Raw genomic sequence first — 21,166 nt, 5'->3', positions numbered from 1 at the left:
AAAAATATCCCCCTCTCCCGCTACTCCGATGGCACCCCGAGCGTGATGCGCAAGAGCACAGTATATAAAGAGCTTCACTTTTTCCGCAAGAGCGACGTCTTAGTGCAGCTCACAAAGGCCTTCTGCCACCGTTTCCTCCCACACTACGGCGACCGTACCGTAGATCAGATGATACAAGCGGCACGCTCAATAAAGCAGAATATCGCCGAGGGCTTCACCGATGGCCAGACTTCCTTTGAGACAGAGATAAAACTCCTGGGCATTGCCAAAGGCAGCAATCAAGAGTTACTTGAAGACTACCAAGATTATCTAAAACAGCATAACCTCCCTGAATGGGCAAAAACAAACATCCCACGATATGACGACATGAGGACTTTCTGCCGAGATCACAGCGACGAGATACACTACCGCCCATATTTCGACCGTTGGACAGACGAAGAGATGGTTAATGTGGCTATCTGCCTCTGTCACATGGTAGATAAAGCCATGACCTCATTCTTAGCAAAACGTGACCGCGAGTTTGTAGAAGAAGGTGGTATCAGAGAACGCATGACCGCCGCCAGATTAGACATGAGAGCCACCCAAAAGCAGATTATATCTCAGCAAGAACAAGAAATAGCAACCCTAAAAGCTCAAAATAACACGCTGACAGCCCAAATAAACTCTCAAAAAACCCAAATAAACTCCCTGACAGCCCAAATAAACTCTCAAAAAGCCCAAATAAACTCCCTGACAGCCCAAATAAGCTCCCTTCAACATAAACTCTCTCTCCAAGACTCCCAGCAAAATAACGAGTAAACTCCGGATCTCCCGGATAGTCTGGATAATCCGGATTATCCGGGCATTCCCGGATTATTCTGGCTTTCCGGATTATCCAGGCTTTCCGGATTATCCTGGCTTTCCGGATTATCCTGGCTTTCCGGATTATCCGGGCATTCCCGCCCTCATTTTCAAAATCACCATACTATCCTACCCTCCCTTAAGCTTACTATTATCCTGCTTTTCATCACATTTCTTCATATTCTACCTTAAAATTATTAATTTATTTAATAAAAAATTTGGAGAATTGAAAGATTTTGTTTAACTTTGCCGCGGAAATATCACATAAACCTTTTATGAATGGAAAAAAAATATAATCATAATGAATAAAACTACAAAAGTCATTGCATTGGCAATGCTCTTGCCGTTGATGTCTCCCATAAATACCTCAGCTCGTGACATCAGTTCCTCAGCTCGTGACATCAGCTCCTCGGCTCGTGACATCAGCTCCTCAGCTTGTGACATCAGCTCCTCAGCTCGTGACATCAGCTCCTCAGCTCGTGACATCAGCTCCTCGGCTCGTGACATCAGCTCCTCGGCTCGTGACATCAGCTCCTCGGGTCATGACATTGTTTCCTCTACTCCCGACGCTGACAAATCTACTTGGTATGCTGGTGTGCAGGGTGGAATACCTTTGGCTATGAGCACGGCGTCAAACTTTGGAGGCGACAAGACTCGGTTGGGCTGGTCGGTTGGTGTGTTTTTCGGCAGACATTTCAGTAATATCATTAGCGCTGAGATCCACGCTTCATGGGGTAAGACGGGGATGTCGCCGCGAGAGCGTTGCGCCATCCGTGACAACTGGATCGGTCTTGACGGTTGTCACTATTTTGCACCTGTTCTCGACATGGATTGCCTTCACTACGATGCTATCATGAGCAAGGTGACGCTTCAAGACTACGGAATGAACGTCAATGTCAGCTTGCTTCCTGTCATCAGCTCCAAGCCGTCGCGATGGAACGTGATGCTCTCGCCGGGCATCAGCGCATGTGGCACAAAAGCCTCTATACGCGCCACTGCCGACGATAGCGAGTTTTTCAGTTGCTCGTCGGAATGGCACCTCGGCCTTTCTTGCCGACTTCATGTAGGCTATGAGGTCAGTCCGCTCATATCTGTGGGTGCTTATACAGGAATCACCTATGTTACAGGCGAAGGCATCGACGGACTGCCACGCTATTATCATAGTGCAAACACCATCTGGGAATCTGGTTTGCGTCTCACCTATAATTTTAAGAAAGGAGGCCGATAATGAAAGCTAATATGAAGTTTATATACCTTATTATATTTGTATGTATATTGTCTGTTGTCCCCTACCTATTGATTTCATGTGGAAGAGGAGGAAGAAATACCTACGAAGAAGAGGTTCACCAGCAACAAGCCTCCTACGTGACCTTTGCCCTCGTTTGGTACGACAACGAGGATGTCAATACTCCCGTTGCTGGCTTCGATGTGGACATTTATGACGCTAATGGCAAAGTTGCGTTCTCGCGTAAGTCGATGTCCACCAAGGATATTGCTGCTGCAGCCATAGAACTCGAGACAGGCAATTACACGGCCTCCATCAGCGATGGCACATTCTACTCTATTGTCAGCTTTAGAATATCTTACTCTGGAACGCAAATCGTAGAGGTTAAACTCAAGCGTATTGCTGCCCGTCTGACTGTCGTTGTAGAGAATGTTCCTGCTGGTGCCAAGCTCAATGCCCAGGTGCTCAACGCTTCTAAGGGATGGTCAATAGCCCTTGGTTCCGACAAAAAGGTTGCCATGATGTGGGAAGATGTTGCCTCCCAGGTGGATATCCCCTCTGCAACTGCTGTCAATGGCACTATTACCACCCAACCGACGTATATAATGCCCACCATACCATCCGACAAAAAGTCGTTTGTTCAATTGGAGATTGTCGAGAGCAACGGCTCTTGCCGTAGCAGTCTTCTCACTTGCGACCGTATGGAGTCAGCTGGCAAATACACCGTGAAACTCGATTACCATGATATCACAATGCCGCTTACTCTCTCTACACATACCATCAACAAATGGGAGACGCTGTTTGTGTATGAAGGCGAGATTAGTAACCCTCAAGAATGATAATGATATGAAAAGAAAAGTATATTTCCTCTCACAGTGTCTTGCGGCAATGTCGCTGCTCATGACTACATCGTGCCAGTCAGACGAAAACGTCACTGCCCAAGAGCATCGGGTAGAGATAACTACGGTCATCGCCTCCAACGCCACTCGTGTGGCATACGATGGCAAAAAGGCTGAGTTTGAAGCTAACGACAAGTTGGAGGTCATCGGAGTACCGACAGGCACCACCGACCTTACCACACTCCCCTCTGGCTCCATGAAGTCTGACTTCCAGTTTAACGGCACGACATGGACCTCTGATTCCCGAATGGTATGGGATACCGACGACACGCTCTACGACTTCTACGGCGTCTATCCTTGTCAGACAAACTATGTGGCTGCCATCCAGGGCAATAACGCTCACGACGACGTGATGTTTGCAAAGACCACCAGCTTGTCGTACAACAACTCTGGCGGAAAGGTGACGCTCGCCTTCTCGCATGTCATGGCAAAGCTCGTGGTGAACATATCAAAGTTGCGCGACGAGATTGCCTCCAACGCCTCGCTCACGGTCAATGTGAAAGCGAAGTCACTGTTCGACATCGACATCTACAACCAGAAGGTCATGGCAAAGGGCAACACTTCCTCTATCAGACTACAGGAGCTGACGTCACGCGAGAGCTACGCCACCCTGCTGCCAAGCCAAGATGGCGTGACCACCATCACCATCAACGACGGAACGAAAGACTACACATGGCTCTCTTCCACAGCCATACCCCTTTCGCCCAACAAGATAACCACCGTGACGCTATCTGTCGGCAACGACCATATCCTCATTGCCACGGTCAACGTCCTTCCATGGAACGACGATGAGATAAGCAATAACGGTGAACAAGCAGAAAATTAACATAAAATTCATAATAATAATTAAAACTCAACATGACAATGAAAACGAACAAGTTTCTTGCCATCGCAGCCGTAGCGGTTGCTATGACAGCATGCAGCAATGACGAAAATGGTAAATCAACACCGAAGTACATCCAGATCTCAGCAGGTATTCCTACGGCAACAAGGACCGTAGTGACTGCTGATGGAAATTTGAACTTCGCCTCGGGCGATGCCATCTCTGTCTATGTATGGACCGGCAGCGCTTCTGCTTTGCCAACAAACGTCTCTGACTATGTGGTGAATGGTAGCACCAACACCTACGACGGCACAAAGTGGACAGCATCGCCACAGATGCTCTGGAAGAACCTCACCGACCCGCACTTCTTCCTCGCCGTCTATCCTAAGCGTCAGATAACCGACGTCAACTACACCTTCGACGCCGCCGACGCTGAGAAGAGCGACGTGCTCGTGGCTCACAACATGGGTGTCAACAATGCTGGTGTCGTAGCTACCGAAGAGCTCATCCCTCTCACCTTCGACCACATCATGGCTAACCTCCAGGTGAACCTCCAGTTCCGCAACCAGTGGGGAGCTAACGGCCCCTCTAATCTCGCAATGAAGACATCGGTACAGACAGAAGGCACTATCGACTTTATGGCAAAGACAATGACATCAAAGGGCAGCAACACAGAGGTGAAACTCAATCAGATCACTACCCCTGCTTCGGGCTACGCCGCTTCGTTCGAGACTCTTATCGTGCCTCAGTCAGGCTTTAAGTCGCTCACCATCAATGTGGAAGGCAACGACTATGTCTTCACCAACCCGACCGACATCAAGCTGCAGAGCGGAAAGACTACCATCGTCAACCTCATCGTAGGTCGCAACGAGATCGAGGTGGGCAATATCAGCATCAGCTCATGGACCACGGGTACTACCATCGGCGGTGACAATCCAGTTGAAGTAACCGACTAATAAACAATATTTTTGCTTATGAAGAAGCTATTGACAATAGCATCACTCGCATTAGTGATGGTGTCGTGCTCAAACGACGACAACTCGCACGAGATCACGGTACGCACGAAGATTGGCTCGATGACGCGTACAGAGATCACCACCGAAGGCAAAACGGTGTTCTCATTAGGAGACGCCTTCTTGCTCTACGCATGGGACGGCACAGCCTCGGCGGCTGCCACACCCTGGATCGACGGCACAAAGGTGACTCAGACCGCTACCGACGTGTGGACGCCTGAGGCTACCTTATACTGGAAGTCGGAGGCAACGAAGCACGACTTCATAGCCGTCTATCCTGCCGCCTTCGTAGATAAAAACGTTTCGCTCATTGCGCAGCCTTACACCTTCAGGGATGCTAACGCGGGTGGCTACAAGCTGCTCGACGACGACGTGCTCTTGGCTCGTCTCAGCAATGTGACGATGACCGCCGACTACTCGCTCACCCTACCCTTCGAACACATCATGTCAAAGTTGAGGGTGGTGCTCACGTTCCGTAACGAGTGGGACGGTGTGCCTACGGTGACTGCGGTGACTGCCAATATGACTCGCCAGTCAACAATCAACTGCATCAATGGCACAGTGTCTCCGCTTGCTTCATCAGCCACCGACAGGAAGATGTTGGCGGCAGCGAGCAACAGCGACAACTCACGTTGCTTTGAGATCGTATGCGCTCCTAACGATCCCGTCTTGAAGAGGATTGTCACCACAATCTCCAACCGCACCTTCACCTTCACCTCTCCCGAACTCATACCCCTTGAGCCAGGAAAGGTAACTACGGTGAACCTCGTGGTAGGACGTAACACCATCGACCTCGACTTCACCACACCTGGTGGCGGCGAAGGCGGAGGCAGTGGCGAAGGTGGTCCGTCGGGTATCACCATCGGCGACTGGACAGACCATGATACTTCTATCAGTGGCGACGCCTTCGGCGACTGACAATCCCCTTAATCTTTTTTTAATAAGAATAATCATAAGAAAACAATTCAACAGATAGTTATGAAGAAAAATAATATCATCGCAATTGCTGCTATAGCCCTCACGTTCACTGCATGCAGCAACGACAACGACTTCACAACAAACAACGAAGGAAAAGATACTCCCATATCTCTTTCGGTAGGTGTAGGTGAGCTTAGCGTGGTGACTCGCGCAGAAAATACTGCTACGCTTGCTGATGGCGAACTTGGTCTCTATATCACAAAGAATGAAGAGAAGAATGTAATAGGCAAATATCTCTGCAACAATGCAAAGTTTACTGCTTCTACTACAGATACACGCACATCTTGGACTTGTAACACTACATATTATTGGGCATCAGATAATGCAACAATAAACTACTTCGCATACTTCCCATTCCAGGGGACAGAAGGAACGGCAGCCACATCACTTCCTTGGGATACATCAACACAAACTGGAGTTGTCGATGGAGGATATGACCCACTCGACCTTCTCTACGTTAATGGTTCTGCAACAAACACCGCAAGCGACCATGGCATCAACATCACCCTCGGCCATGTCTGCTCAAAGCTGGTTGTAAATGTTAGCAAGCTCGGTAGCGAGATAGCAGAAGGAAAAACAATCTCTTCTATCAAGATTGGGGGACTTAAGGCCAAAGGTAATTTCTATCTTTTTGCCGATTCAAATAATGGGCATAATGCAGGTTCATGGGTTCCAGACGTAAATTCTGCTGACATAAATATGAAAAGTATCACAGCCAATACAGTAATTCCTGCTACCTACGAGGCAATCCTTATCCCTCAAACAGCTCCATTCACCTTGACAATACGTCTCAGCGACAATTCTGAATACCAGCTGGCAGTTCCAAGTCAAGCTTTTGCTGCTGGCACTTGCTACACCCTGACCATCCAGGTAGGACAGGACAAGGTGAACTTGGGTAGCATCACTCAAACAGACTGGGTTACAAAGGATGGCGGCCCCCTCAATGCACAATAATCATTAAACATTGAAAGATGAATATAACGATAAAAACATTGGTGGCACTATTGCCCCTCTTTATCACATCGTGCTATAACGACGACACGACCGTCACGACCAATCCCCAACAGGATCGGGTCGTGGCGGTCAACGCCGGCATCACACGTGAAGGAAACTCCACAACAGGTTCTGCTTTTGCCAATAACGACAAAATCCTCATTACCAATGTCACACGAAAAGATGCCGGCCTCATTTGCAATTCCGCCGTATTCACATACGACGGCTCTTCGTGGACATCCGAAGGCACACTCCTGTGGAGTACCGGGGAGGAGAACACCTTCCAGGCTGTATATCCCTCCACGGCTTCCTATTCATCATTCACTGTGCCATCAGACCAAAGTGATGCAGATAAACTCAAATCTGCCGACTGGATGACTTGTGAGAAAACTGTCACTCTCAACAATCTTACCGCCGCCTCATCTCTTAACCTAGAGTTTAAAAGAAAGATGGCGATGGTGGTGGTAGAGATAACTGGAGCGAATGTCAGCACATTAAATTCGTTAAAATTTGAATGGCCAAGTTTCGAAGGTAATGATTATACCATTAATAGTGCAGATCGCAAGATTATTGCATACAAGACTTCTACCGAATACGACGCCACTTTCTCTGCACTAATTCCTCCTGGCACAAAGGGGGGAGCATTATGTGAGTTAGAGATAACGGACTCAGATACTAATACAGATACAAAGAGTCTCACACTTGGAAGCATCCAAAATTTCGAAGCTGGCAAGAAATATACATTTCAATGTAGTCTAACCTCTCAGCCAGATTCCGCCCCCACCCGCTCTGCCTCTCCCGATAACTTAACCCTTGTCTCCGTGGAGCCGATGTAATAATACACCGCCCGCCGCAAACGCTCGCCGCAAACGCCTGACGCAACGCCTGACGCAAACGCTCGCCGCAAACGCCTGACGCAACGCCTGACGCAAACGCTCGCCGCTGTAGGGTCTTACCTCGTGTAAGACCGCCCCACCGGATGGCAATATCGTCGGTTCTCGGTCTTACACGAGGTAAGACCCTATAGCAGACCGGGGCAGCTAACCGGGGCTCCGCCGAAAGGCAAATGGCAAATGACAATAAAATAATATATGTAAACATATAACAATGAAAAAGACAACGACATATTGGCTCATTGCAGCCACAATGACACTCGCAGGCTGTGCCTCCGACAACGACCTCGCCAACAACTATGACGGCGACGGCGAAGCCGTGAACATCACTGCCACACGATCTGCCTCCACTATAACCACCTCTACCTCGACACCACTCGCCGAGGGAGAAACCTTCCGACTTATCAACTCCACACGACAAGCCTTAGGAAGAACAACGAAATGCGATGCCGTATATGTTGTTGACGCTAACGGAAAGGCTGCTCCTCAGAATGCCTCCAACTATGTGGTGTGGCAGACGGGTATCGACATCTATGGCAAACAGATCACCGAGAACGAGTTTCTCGCCATCATCCCTGCCGACAAAGATGCCGACAGCCCGTTGCCAACAGACCAGTCGTCGGCCGACAAGCTGAAGGCTGCCGACCTGCAGACAGCTTCCACCACCCTGCCCATCACCTCAGTGGCAGAGGGCATCGACCTCACATTTGCTCACCAGAATGCCAAACTCACCTTCAATGTATCACTCAACGACGATGCCTCTGGCATCACCTCCATCAAGGTGTTTAACAGCATCGTGCCTTATTTCAACACAACGGCAAACACCATAGAGGCTATAGTCACTCCCACAGCCTCTCCCGTATCGTCACTCATCGCCATCACCCTCGCCGACGGCGAACAGCTCAACGTGGATCTTCCGCTTAACATCACTGCCATAGAGAAGGGCAAGCAATATATCTTCTCACTCACCATCGGCCACAACGCCCTTACCATCTCCTCAGTCTCAGTCAGCGACTGGCAAAACACTACTATATCAGGAAAGAATGAGGCATGGAGTGAAGAAGACGGAACAGAATACGTTACATTTACTGCCGATAGTGAGCAAGGATTTACGTTTGTTAAATCAGGAGAATATTCAGGCGATTTAACAGGCTTTGAGTATTCTGTAGGTAATGGAGCATGGATTCATATTCCAATAGAAGGCCTCACGGAACCTGTAAAGTTCGGCGGAACTTTAGGCAGTCTCAGATTACGAGGGAAAAGCCTATATCTATTTGGCACAAATTGCGCCAGAACAGTGAAGTTTTCAAATAACACACCTGTAGCATGCTCAGGCGACATCCGCACACTCATAGATTATACTCAATATAAAACTGTGGATACTGGTAGTGCCAAGTTCGGATTTTTATTCAATGGCTGTACTCAACTCACTACTGCTCCTATGCTGCCAGCAACAAAATTGGCTGATAATTGCTACGAAGGAATGTTCAATGGCTGCACTGCTCTAACAAATGCTCCTGCTCTGCCGGCAACAGAATTGACAGAGAGATGCTACTATAGTATGTTCTATGGCTGCACTGCCCTGAAATCAGCTCCTGCTCTGCCGGCAGAACAATTGGCTAAATGGTGCTACTATAGTATGTTCTATGGCTGCACTGCCCTGAAATCAGCTCCTGCTCTGCCGGCAACAGAATTGGCAGATAATTGCTATCGAGGAATGTTCAATGGCTGCACTGCCCTGAAATCAGCTCCTACTCTGCCGGCAGAAAAATTGGCATTATTTTGCTATAATAATATGTTCAACGGCTGCACTGCCCTGACCCAAGCACCAGAATTAAAAGCATCAACTATAAAAACATCTTGTTATTCATTTATGTTTGATGGCTGCTCGAACCTTAGCTCAGTAACTATGTTGGCGGAAGATGTGAGTGTAAAAAATTATCTAATGCAATGGCTCGAAAACGCAGGAACATCCGCACAATCGAGAACATTGAAATTAAAGAATTCGGATGTTTATAATGCATTAAAAAGTCAAAGTAACTATCTCCCCGACAATTGGAAATCAGACGCAAGCGGTACAACGATAATATACGAAGATAATTAATTAATGGAAATTCATGGACATTCATGGTAATTCATGTTCAAAAAAAAAAGAACGAAAATTATCGCGAATTATCCGTAAATTAAAGAAATAAATAATATAATGTTTTATATGAAGACAAAAAACATATATGCCTTGATGGCGGCGGCGATGACTCTCGCCGCATGCTCCACCAACGACATTGCCGACCTCGGTGGCAATGATGCCGACAATGTGGTGAACGTGGCGGCTACTCGTGCCAATACATCCTCCAACACCACTAACGCCATATCATCTTTCCATCTTATTAATACAACTCAACAGGAAAAATATAACACAAAATACGAGGCTGACTACATCCTCGAAAACAATTCATATACAATGAAAAACGGTAAGGCAGTGTGGTATAACGAGGACGACGCTCCTGCTGAGGGCAACGTCTTCAAAGCCTTTACCCCACTCACCACAGCCGCCAACTTGGCTTCCTACGACCGTTTTTACATCCCTATATACCAAGCCTCTCCCGAACTCTTGGCAGCTGCCGACTGGATGACTGCCACTGCTACATCCACAAAGGCTGCAGCTACGAATGGCTTGTCGCTCAACTTCGAGCATCGCAATGCCAAGCTCCACTTCGACGTGACAACCAAAGACGAAACCCTCACCTCTGAGGACATCACCGTGATAGGCAACATCACCCCATACTATTCCGCCGACGAAAGCAATAAAACCATAGAAGCCATCGTCGCTCCCGTCAGCGCCGATGAAATAACCTCTTCCACATCACGCCCCACCCTCATCTCCTTCCGCCTTGCAGGAGGTGATGAAATCTCCGTACCCCTCCCCACCTCCATCTCCCAGATAGAGGCAGGCAAACAATACAACTTCAGCATCACCGTAGGTCACAACACCCTCACCATCTCCTCCGTCTCCGTCACCGACTGGACAGCAGCAACAGTTACCCCCGGAAAGGAAGATGAAGCAAGTTGTGCTGATGAAGATATAGATTACATCACATTTACAGCGGAGAGTGAGCAACAGATTAAGGTCGTTTATTATGATGATGATCCTAGAGACGAATTGGATCCAACCAATCCTTATGGAGATCAGTCTTATGCTATCACAAGATCTACTGATACATATAAATACGAATATTCGATAAATAATGGAGAATGGATACCTTTTGATGAAATTGATGATAGTGACAATGTAATATTCGGTGGAGATAAAGGTACTCTTCGTCTGAGAGGAAAGAATACAAGTGGAACAAGAAAAAGGGTTATAGTTTTTAAGAACGAAACTAAAGTAGCTTGTACTGGCGACATACGTACACTATTAGATTATGAGTCATATAAGACTGTAGATACTCGTGATGCCAATTTCAACTTTCTCTTCATTTATTGCAAACAGTTGATTTCTGCACCAAAATTGCCTTGTATGAAACTTGATAAGAAATGTTATGAGGGTATGTTCTATGGTTGCACTTCACTTGTCGAGGCACCTGCATTGCCGGCTACAACATTAGCGGTAAGTTGTTATGAAAACATGTTCTATGGTTGCACTTCACTTGTCGAGGCACCTGCATTGCCAGCTACGACATTAGCTAATTATTGCTATGAAAGCATGTTCGAAGATTGCTCATCGTTGAAAGTAGCACCTGCATTGCCGGCTACAGAATTAGCGGAAAGTTGCTATAAAAGTATGTTCGATGGTTGCTCATCGTTGAAAGTAGCACCTGCATTGCCGGCTACGGAATTAAAATCTACATGTTATGCATATATGTTTGACGACTGCACTTCATTGACTGTTGCTCCTGAGCTTCCTGCCACAACATTGTATCCCTATTGTTATAATTATATGTTTAGTGACTGCACTTCATTGACTACAGCACCAGCTTTGCCTGCAACGGATCTTGCTAAAAGCTGCTATAGTGGAATGTTCTCTGGCTGCACTGCCCTGACCAAAGCACCAGAACTAAAAGCATCAATTCTTGTAACTGATTGTTATTCATATATATTTCTCGACTGCTCAAACCTTAGCTCTGTAACTATGTTAGCGGAAGATGTGAATGCAGAAACTTGTCTATATTTATGGCTCGAAAACGCAGGAACATCCGCACAATCGAGAACGCTCAAATTAAAGAATGCAACTGTATATAATACAATAATAAACACGACATATTATGAACGTCCCGCACTCCCCGACAACTGGAAATCAGGCGCAAGCGGTACAACGATAATATTCGAAGAACAATAAAAAATATAAATACAATGAAAAGGAACAATATATACGCATGGATGGCGGCGGCGATGACTCTCGCCGCATGCTCCACCAACGATATTGCCGACCTCGGTGGCAATGATGCCGACAATGTGGTGAATGTCGCGGCTACTCGTGCCAATACATCCTCCAACGACAATACCATTAAGGCTTTCCATCTCGTCAATACTACACAACAAAGCGAATACGACAAAAAATACGAGGCTGACTACAAATACGATGATGCCTCTTCGACGTATGTCATGACAAATGGAACAGTGCTGTGGTGCAACACCAACGACAACGCAGGAACTAAGGTAAACAACCTCTTCCAAGCCTTCACCCCACTCACCACAGCCGCCAACTTGGCTTCCTACGACCGTTTTTACATCCCTATATACCAAGCCTCTCCCGAACTCTTGGCAGCTGCCGACTGGATGACTGCCACTGCTACATCCACAAAGGCTGCAGCAACGGATGGCTTGTCGCTCAACTTCGAGCATTGCAATGCCAAGCTCCACTTCACAGTGACCACCAAGGGCGACGATGTCACAACACTCTCCTCTGAGGACATCACCGTCATCGGCGGCATCACCCCATACTATCACACCGACGAAAGCAATAAAACCATAGAAGCCATCGTCGCTCCCGTCAGCGCCGACGAAATAACCTCTTCCACATCACGCCCCACCCTCATCTCCTTCCGCCTTGCAGGAGGTGATGAAATCTCCGTACCTCTCCCCACCTCCATCACCGAGATAGCTGCCGGCAAACAATACAACTTCAGCATCACCGTAGGCCACAACGCCCTCACCATCTCCTCCGTCTCCGTCACCGACTGGAACAACCAGGATATTACAGAAGACGAAAATGACGAGGCGGCCTCCAGCCTTCCACTTCCCCCCTATGTCACATTTACATCTAATGAAGAAGTGGGATTTAAGATGACAACTAACTACGGTTATACCATCTCTGACTTAGAGTATTCTGTTAATTATGGCGAATGGAAATTAATTCCTGAAAACGGAATATCAGATGGAGTTACATTCGGAAGTAGTAAAGGAAATTTGAGGTTAAGGGGAAAGAATCTTAATGGTACAGCTACTAATGAACGTTCATGTTCAAAAATATCATTTTCTTCTAATGAAACAAATGCCAAAGTAGCATGCACAGGTGACATCCGATCATTATTAGATTACGAAAACTACAATACTGTTAATACAAGTAATGCCCGTTTCTGTCAATTATTTAGTACTTGTGATATATTAACCTCAGCGCCAGAACTGCCAGCAACGGAACTTGCAGAAAGCTGCTATTATAGTATGTTCTTTGAATGCCAATCGTTGACGACAGCACCAGAATTGCCGGCAATGACGCTTGCAAAAGGATGCTATTATAATATGTTCAATAATTGTAAAGCATTGACATCAGCACCAGAATTGCCGGCAACGAAACTTGCAAATAACTGCTATAATGGCATGTTCTATGACTGCACAAATCTGGAATCTGTAACTATGTTGGCAACTGATGTTAGTGCAAGGGATTGTCTATATAAATGGCTTTATGATGCAGGAACAGACGATAGCGTGACACAGAGGACGTTGACAGTAGCAAGTCAAGAGGCATATAATACAATAGTAAATACAAAATATGACAATAATCCCGCTCTCCCTGATAATTGGAAGAAAGACGCAAGCGGTACAACGGTAATATACAACGAACAATAAATATATATACAATGAAAAGGAATAAGATATACGCATGGATGGCGGCGGCAATGACTCTTGCCGCATGCTCCACCAACGACATCGCCGACATCACCGCCAATGATGCCGACAACGTCGTGAACATTGCATCCGTAACCCGTTCTGGCGAAACCGGAAATACTACGGCTCAACAAATGACCGCACCTTTCCATCTCATCAACGTGACACAAATGGCGAAATTCGATATGAAATACGAGGCTGACTACACCTTCGACAACAACACATACTCTGTCAACGGATTGGTAGTGTGGTGCAATAGCTATGACAACGAGTTCCAGGCTTTCTCGCCATTACATACGTCAGCCAACAATGCGTCATTCACCACCTTCACTATCCCCACCGACCAATCGACTGCCGACCAGTTAGCCGCTGCCGACTGGATGACTGCCACAACAACGGAGAAGAAGGGCAACAACAATGGTGCCATCTCGCTCAACTTCGAGCATCAACTCTCTAACATTGTCATCACAATATCCGAGGATGCCAAATCCGACCTCGCGTCATTATCCGACATCAAGGTCCTCGGCACCATCACTCCCTACTACAACTCCACCACCAAGACCATCCAAGCCATCGTGGAGCCAGCAACAACTGTGCCCAACACCTCTCTCCTCACCTTCAACGATGCCACAGGTGAATCCTACACCATTCCCTTCCCCTCGTCCATAACATCCCTCGACAAGGGCAAGCAATACAACTTCACCCTCTCAGGCGGTCACAACACCCTCACCATCTCCTCCGTCTCCGTCACCGACTGGACGCAAGCGAGCGTAGCTACAGGAAAAGAAAATGAGGCATGGAATGGCAGCAATGCCCTGAAGCTCACCTTTTCAGGAGACCTGACAGGGGCAAAATTAGTATTAACATATCATTATACTGAACCACAAACAAGTAATAATGCCAAAACGCGCACCCCTGACGCCTCCATTTCACAAAAAATCTTGTCAAATTGTATCGAAATAAGGAAGCCTACAGCTGAAGGAATAGAAGTAGAAATAAGATCTGAAAAAAATTCTTCCATCGCTGAAATACCATTAAATAATGATGCCAATATTGTTCTTCTTTCTTCAAAGGGCATAAATAAAAATGGCACTACTAACTTTACATTTTCAGATAACGAAAACCCCGTACCGGGCTATTTGACTATAGGAGTTACGGGTAATAATGCGAATGGTATCGGACTTGATGTTTCAGGCGACCTCCGTTCATTAGTGGATGCTTCTGAACCAAAGAATGCAGATACCTCAGAAGCCAAATTCACAAATCTGTTTAAAGATTGCAAGCAGTTGAAATCATTCAAAAAAATTCAACTAAATCAAATGGCAGAGAATTGCTGTGAGGGCATGTTCGAGAATTCAGGATTGGAGCAATCTCCTATTCTACCCGACACTACTTCAGTAAACTGTTATAAAAACATGTTTAAGAATTGCATTGATTTGAAGCAGGTAGAATTACCAGCAGCAGGATTATCCTCTGGATGCTACAACGGAGTATTATCAGGCTGCGTGAATCTTGAATATCTAAAATTAGGGGTAACAAAAGAAAACCTCAAGACACTTAATGACAAAGAAAATCCTCCATTTGGGAACTTTCTTGGGCAAAATGATAACAATCAGGAAATCACAGACGACGATGCGACATATAATAGTCTCACAGCAGGAAGCAATACTACCCAAAGGACTTTGGTTGTAAATGTAGGCGTTGATATAAATGAATTAGGACTCCCACCTTTATGGAAAGATACAGATGAGGGTACTAATGTTCTATTCTTAGATTAACGATTAAAAGTTAACTCCCGCAGCAAACGCTGTGTAACATCGGCTACAACATAACAACGAATTAATAATTGAATATATATATACAATGAAAAGGAATAAGATATACGCATGGATGGCGGCGGCACTGACATTTGCCGCCTGCTCCACCAACGACATCGCCGACATCACCGCCAATGATGCCGACAACATCGTGAACATCGCATCGGTCACCCGTTCTGGTGAAGGTGGAACGGCCACATCCACAATGACCGCCCCATTCCATCTCGTCAACGTGACACAACAGACGAATTACGGATGGAAATGCGAGGCTGACTACACCTTCACCTACGACTCCAACTCCTCCACGGGTCAATATGCCCGCAAAGACGGCGACTTGGTTGTATGGTGCAACATCAAAAGTGACAACTCATCGGAACAAATGGTGGCAAACGAGTTCCAGGCATTCTCGCCACTAAGAACCGTGGCCAACGAGGCATCCTACACCACATTCCAAATCCTTCCCGACCAATCGACAGCCGAAAAATTAGCCGCTGCCGACTGGATGACTGCCACCACAACATCCACAAAGGCTGCAGCAACGGATGGCTTGTCACTTAACTTCGTGCATAAGAATGCCAAGCTCCACTTCAATGTGACTCTCAAGGGCGATGTCGCAGCCCTGACTGTCAACGACAATACCGCTGCCCTGACAAGCAACAACTTCAAGGTCTTAGGAGCCATCACGCCGTATTACAACTCTACCGGCAATAGCAAAACAATAGAGGCAATAGTAAAGCCCAAAGACTACTCCGAATCGGGCACAAACCTCATTGAGCTATCTATCAACATCGATGAAAATACCTCCGAGACCCTTGCCGTTCCCTTCCCCTCTGGCCTCAGCGAATTATCCCCCGGCAAGCAATACAACTTCAACCTCGTCATCGGCCACAACGCCGCCACCATCTCCTCCGTCTCCGTCACCGACTGGAACAATAGTAGTATTGATCTCGGTGGTCATGATGATGCGTTAACTATACCCTATGTCACATTTACATCTAATGAAGAAGTGGGATTTAAGATGGAATCATTTAATAATTATACAATCTCTGGATTGGAGTATTCTGTTAATAATGGCAATTGGACTTCTATTTCTGGAAGCGGAATGTCTGAAGCAGTTACATTCGGAGGAACAAAGGGTAATTTGAGATTAAGGGGAAAGAATCTTTATGGTACAGCTACTAATGAATTTTCATGGTCAAATATATCATTTTCTTCTAATGAAACAAATGCCAAAGTGGCATGCACAGGCGATATCCGAACATTATTAGATTACTCAAACTACAAAAATGTTAACACAAGTAATGCCCGCTTCTGTAATTTATTTAACAACTGCAATGAATTAACCTCAGCACCAGAATTGCCGGCAGAGACACTTGCTTATCAGTGCTATTATCGTATGTTCTATGGTTGTACAGCATTGACAACAGCACCAGAATTGCCTGCAAAGACACTTGCTGAGTATTGCTATTATGGCATGTTCCTTGGTTGCACAGCATTAACAACAGCACCAGAATTGCCGGCAGAGACACTTGCTAAAAGCTGCTATAATGGTATGTTCGGTTTTTGCACATCATTGACGAAATCACCAGAATTGAAGGCAGAGAAACTTTATGATTACTGCTATTCCTATATGTTCGAGTTTTGCACATCATTGACAAAAGCACCAGAATTGAAGGCAGAGACACTTACTAGTAACTGCTGTTCCTATATGTTCTATGGTTGCACAGCATTGACAACAGCACCAGAATTGAAGGCAACGACACTTGCAGAAAAATGCTATTCCTATATGTTCAATGGTTGCACAAAACTGAAATCTGTAACTATGTTGGCTACTGATGTTAGTGCAAACCAATGTCTATATAATTGGCTTGGTGGTAGTGCAGGAACAGAAGCGTCATCGAGGACGTTGACAGTAGCAAATCAAGCTGCATATAATGCAATAAAAAATAATCTCCCTGATATATGGCAATCAGGTGAAGGTAAGGCAACGGTAATTTACAAAGACGGTAATACGCAATAACGGGTATATCTGCCACCGATGTCTCCCTCTGTAGGGTCTTTACTTTATGTAAGACCGAAATGAATTAAAAATTAAAAACTCAACTATCGTAAGTGATAATTCACTATGTATAAAGGCTTTATTTAAACCACAGAGTTAAAGAGAAAAAGAGATTTATAGTTATATAGAGTAGGTCGCAAGCGACAGAGGACGCAGAGTTTCCATGCGGCAGACATTATGCGCAGCCCTCTATGAGCTCTAAATGCCTTGGCATTCAATCTCTTTCATCGCAAAATATAAAAACTCTAAATCTCTTAAACTCTGTGGTTCAAAATTTTCTGAGAAAGTTGAGTTAAAAATTAAAGTGGCTGCGCAATGTAACATCGCCTACAACATAACAATGAATTATTAATTTGAAAAAAATATATATACAATGAAAAGGAATAAGATATTTGCACTGATGGTGGCGGCAATGACATTTGCCGCATGCTCCACAAACGACATCACAAGCGACACTCGCTATGATGACGACAACACCTTGAAAATCGGAACGGTAACACGTTCTGGTGAGGCTGGCACTACCACTGAAAGTGTGACACCTATGAGCGACCCCTTCCTCCTCACTAATGTCACACAGAAAATGAATGTGGGAGACTTGTACGAGGCGATGTTTACACTCACAGAAGAAAGCTCAAACAAAATCTGGTCGCCTTCCAGTAAGATTATGTGGTATGGCTCGGGAGTGAATGAATTCCAGGCTATATATCCTTGTAAAACAAAGAATGGATCTGTGCTGGGAGATATTGACTTCAACAAATTCATGATTCCTGGTTTTCAAGATGGAAGAAATGACTCCATCCCCGACTGGATGCGGGCAACTGCAAATGTAGCAAGAAATAACGGAGCCTTAAACCTAAATTTCGAACACATGCTGTCGAAAGTAACTGTTGTGATCGACTATAATAATATAACATTAGATGGCAATACAGTTACACGCGCGAGTGTAAGTAAAATATTCACAAGAGTGCAATATTGTGAGGCTGTTACTGGCGAAGACGGCAATGTGACTATCAATCCATACCAGAATACGTACTATAATACAGATGGCCTATATATCTGGACAACTTCCCAAAGCGATGACACCAACAAAGCATACACAACAGCCATCGTTGCCCCTGGTGCATATTCCAATATCGCCAAGGCGGTGATTTATTGTGATAATGACGATAAAGAGATAGTATTATCCCTCCCTAATGGCATTACTCTCGAAGCCGGCAAGCACTACACCTTTACCCTTTCGAGTGCCGCGATTACTTCCGACCAAGCCACAATATCTTCGGTATCTGTGGAGCCGTGGGATGAAGGAACTATAACAGGTACAAAGCCTGCGGAGAAAATAATTCCCTATGTCACATTTACATCTAATGAAGAAGTGGGATTTATGATGAGAACTGATGATTATACCATCTCAGGATTGGAGTATTCTGTAAATAATGGCGAATGGAAAACAATTCCATCAAACGGAATGTCGGAAGGAGTTTCATTCGGAGGTAGTAAAGGAAATCTGAGGTTAAGGGGAAAGAATCTTTATGGTACATCTGATGGTATTATTTATTCAACTATATCATTTTCTTCTAATGATACAAATGCAGAAGTGGCATGCACTGGAGATATCCGAACATTATTAGATTATGAAAACTACAATACTGTTGACACAAGGTATGCTCGCTTCTCTCATTTATTTTATTATTGCACGCAATTAACCTCAGCACCAGAATTACCAGCAACGACACTTGCTAATAGCTGCTATGCAGGAATGTTCATGGGTTGTACATCATTAACAACTGCACCAGAATTGCCGGCAACGACACTTGCTGATGGCTGCTATCTATCTATGTTCGTGCGTTGTACATCATTAACAAAAGCACCAGAATTGCCGGCAACGACACTTACTGATATCTGCTATGCCGATATGTTCAGTGGTTGTACATCATTGACGAGAGCACCAGAATTGAAAGCAACGACACTTGCTGATCGCTGCTATATTTCTATGTTCGATGGTTGTAAATCATTAACAACAGCACCAGAATTGCCGGCAACGACACTTGCTAATAGCTGCTATGCCGATATGTTCAGTGATTGCACATCATTAACAACTGCACCAGAATTGAAGGCAACTACACTTGCAGAAAAATGCTATTATCGAATGTTCGAGGGTTGCACATCATTGACGCAAGCACCAGAATTGAAGGCAACGACACTTGCAATCAACTGCTATTCTAATATGTTCAATGGTTGCACAAACCTGAAATCTGTAACTATGTTGGCAACTAATGTTAGTGCAAACGATTGTCTATATAAATGGCTAAAAAATGCAGGAACATCCGCAACTTCGAGAACGCTGAAAGTGAATGGTAAGGAAGAGTATGATAAAATTAAAGCCACTATTTCTTCTTGGGAGAATATAAGTAATCTCCCCGACATTTGGCAAGCCGGCGCAAATAACACAAAAATATTGGATAAAGATGGCTATGATATAACATCAACAATAACATTGTCATCATCAAATTAATATCATATTCCTCAAATTAACATCAAATTCCTCAAATTAACATCAAATGGTCATAGGAATCCAATCCTATGACCATTTCTTTTTTATTATATATCATCCACTTTGGGGTCTTTACTTTATGTAAGACCGAACATCCGGATGACATCATTGGCGGTATTTACATGCGGCGTGCGGTCTTACACGAGGTAAGACCCTACAGCGGACGGGGGCTGCGCATAAGCTTGCGGAAAGAGGATATCACCCGCGACAACACCCGTTGTAGGGTCTTTACTTTATGTAAGACCGCCCACCGCGATTACCGCCTCGACAACCGCCGAAAAATACATATTCGGGTGTTTCACGGCGTAACCGACAAAAAGTTACCAGTTAACCGGTAACAAGTTAACCTTTTTGGAGTTCTGTAGTATAGGGAGTGTCGTTAAATTTTAAGATTATTTATAACTATCTATTACTCAATGTGATAGAAATTTTGTACCTTTGTAGATGATAAGAAAAATCCCCCAATCACCCTAGGAAAGTGACAAATTGGGGGAATCACAAAAGTGATACGATGGCAAAGGTACAACATTTTTCTGGAATAAGCAAGCGAATTCCGTTCGAAGGGTTCGATTTTTATGATTTATTTCGAGTTACGTTTGAAAACAGCGAACTTGGACGTATGAAACGGCTTCTCCCTCTTCATGAGATGGCAGTGAACTTTGGTTTGGTGAGCAACCATCCTGTACGTAAGCGTGGCCGGAAGTCCTTCTTCTCCCCGGAGGGCAAAGTTGCTCTGATGTTCCTGAAGATGTACACCCAGCTGAGTGCCCCGAAACTGCTGGAGCAGTTGAACGGCAACGTCCACTATCAGATATTCTGCGACGTGTACGTCAATCCTCTGTGCCCCCTGACGAACTACAAGCTGATAGATGACATCATCTCCGAGCTTTCCGACAAGCTGAAGATCCAGCAACAGCAGAACATACTCGCGGATGCATGGAAACCGTACATGAAAGAGCTTGATACATTC

General features: G+C 45.4%; 15 protein-coding genes and 1 pseudogene. 15 read left to right on the top strand and 1 reads right to left on the bottom strand.

Features of this window, described 5'->3' with window-relative positions; all coding sequences use genetic code 11:
• Positions 1-798 (top strand): four helix bundle suffix domain-containing protein (locus CIK99_RS09495; RefSeq protein WP_371591012.1); only part of this gene is annotated, 798 nt, incomplete at its 5' end.
• A gap of 315 nt (positions 799-1,113) precedes the next feature.
• Here CIK99_RS09495 and CIK99_RS16065 read toward each other — a convergent pair.
• Positions 1,114-1,326 carry a hypothetical protein gene (locus CIK99_RS16065; protein ID WP_371591013.1) on the bottom strand — a complete coding sequence of 71 codons (213 nt, stop codon included), beginning with the start codon at positions 1,324-1,326 and terminating at the stop codon, positions 1,114-1,116.
• A 133-nt stretch (positions 1,327-1,459) separates the two neighbouring features.
• Between CIK99_RS16065 and CIK99_RS09485 the strand changes: the two genes are divergently transcribed.
• From CIK99_RS09485 to CIK99_RS09420, 14 genes and pseudogenes are all read left to right on the top strand, one after another.
• The gene (locus CIK99_RS09485; protein ID WP_094381288.1) at positions 1,460-2,068 is read left to right on the top strand and encodes a hypothetical protein; all 609 of its coding nucleotides are present in this window, start codon (positions 1,460-1,462) and stop codon (positions 2,066-2,068) included.
• Positions 2,069-2,136: 68 nt separating this feature from the next.
• Positions 2,137-2,904, top strand: a complete 768-nt coding sequence (locus CIK99_RS09480) for a FimB/Mfa2 family fimbrial subunit (RefSeq protein WP_216822796.1) — start codon at positions 2,137-2,139, stop codon at positions 2,902-2,904.
• Positions 2,905-2,911: 7 nt separating this feature from the next.
• Positions 2,912-3,790 carry a fimbrillin family protein gene (locus tag CIK99_RS09475; RefSeq protein WP_158215955.1) on the top strand — a complete coding sequence of 293 codons (879 nt, stop codon included), beginning with the start codon at positions 2,912-2,914 and terminating at the stop codon, positions 3,788-3,790.
• 38 nt (positions 3,791-3,828) lie between these two features.
• The gene (locus tag CIK99_RS09470) at positions 3,829-4,743 is read left to right on the top strand and encodes a fimbrillin family protein (protein WP_158215954.1); all 915 of its coding nucleotides are present in this window, start codon (positions 3,829-3,831) and stop codon (positions 4,741-4,743) included.
• A gap of 18 nt (positions 4,744-4,761) precedes the next feature.
• Positions 4,762-5,718, top strand: a complete 957-nt coding sequence (locus tag CIK99_RS09465; protein WP_094381284.1) for a fimbrillin family protein — start codon at positions 4,762-4,764, stop codon at positions 5,716-5,718.
• Between the two features lie 60 nt (positions 5,719-5,778).
• Positions 5,779-6,732: a fimbrillin family protein gene (locus tag CIK99_RS09460; RefSeq protein ID WP_094381283.1), complete on the top strand. Its 954-nt coding sequence runs from the start codon at positions 5,779-5,781 to the stop codon at positions 6,730-6,732.
• Positions 6,733-6,749: 17 nt separating this feature from the next.
• Positions 6,750-7,607, top strand: coding sequence for a fimbrillin family protein (locus tag CIK99_RS09455; protein WP_094381282.1), 858 nt, complete (start codon positions 6,750-6,752; stop codon positions 7,605-7,607).
• A gap of 271 nt (positions 7,608-7,878) precedes the next feature.
• The gene (locus tag CIK99_RS09450; protein ID WP_094381281.1) at positions 7,879-9,768 is read left to right on the top strand and encodes a fimbrillin family protein; all 1,890 of its coding nucleotides are present in this window, start codon (positions 7,879-7,881) and stop codon (positions 9,766-9,768) included.
• A 108-nt stretch (positions 9,769-9,876) separates the two neighbouring features.
• Positions 9,877-12,000, top strand: coding sequence for a fimbrillin family protein (locus tag CIK99_RS09445; RefSeq protein ID WP_158215953.1), 2,124 nt, complete (start codon positions 9,877-9,879; stop codon positions 11,998-12,000).
• A 14-nt stretch (positions 12,001-12,014) separates the two neighbouring features.
• A complete protein-coding gene (locus CIK99_RS09440) occupies positions 12,015-13,730 on the top strand; it encodes a fimbrillin family protein (RefSeq protein ID WP_094381279.1) in 1,716 nt (571 codons plus the stop codon).
• A gap of 11 nt (positions 13,731-13,741) precedes the next feature.
• Positions 13,742-15,547, top strand: a complete 1,806-nt coding sequence (locus CIK99_RS09435) for a fimbrillin family protein (RefSeq protein ID WP_094381278.1) — start codon at positions 13,742-13,744, stop codon at positions 15,545-15,547.
• 85 nt (positions 15,548-15,632) lie between these two features.
• A complete protein-coding gene (locus CIK99_RS09430) occupies positions 15,633-17,606 on the top strand; it encodes a fimbrillin family protein (RefSeq protein WP_094381277.1) in 1,974 nt (657 codons plus the stop codon).
• 412 nt (positions 17,607-18,018) lie between these two features.
• Complete coding sequence (locus CIK99_RS09425) at positions 18,019-20,157, top strand: fimbrillin family protein (protein WP_094381276.1); 2,139 nt, start codon at positions 18,019-18,021, stop codon at positions 20,155-20,157.
• Between the two features lie 658 nt (positions 20,158-20,815).
• A pseudogene (locus CIK99_RS09420) lies at positions 20,816-21,166 on the top strand (DDE transposase); the annotation flags it as partial.

The sequence above is a fragment of the Prevotella sp. P5-92 genome (assembly GCF_002251245.1).
Taxonomy (GTDB): domain Bacteria; phylum Bacteroidota; class Bacteroidia; order Bacteroidales; family Bacteroidaceae; genus Prevotella.
The sequence above is the reverse complement of the archived record's forward strand: the minus strand, read 5'-3'. Positions and strand labels throughout refer to the sequence as shown.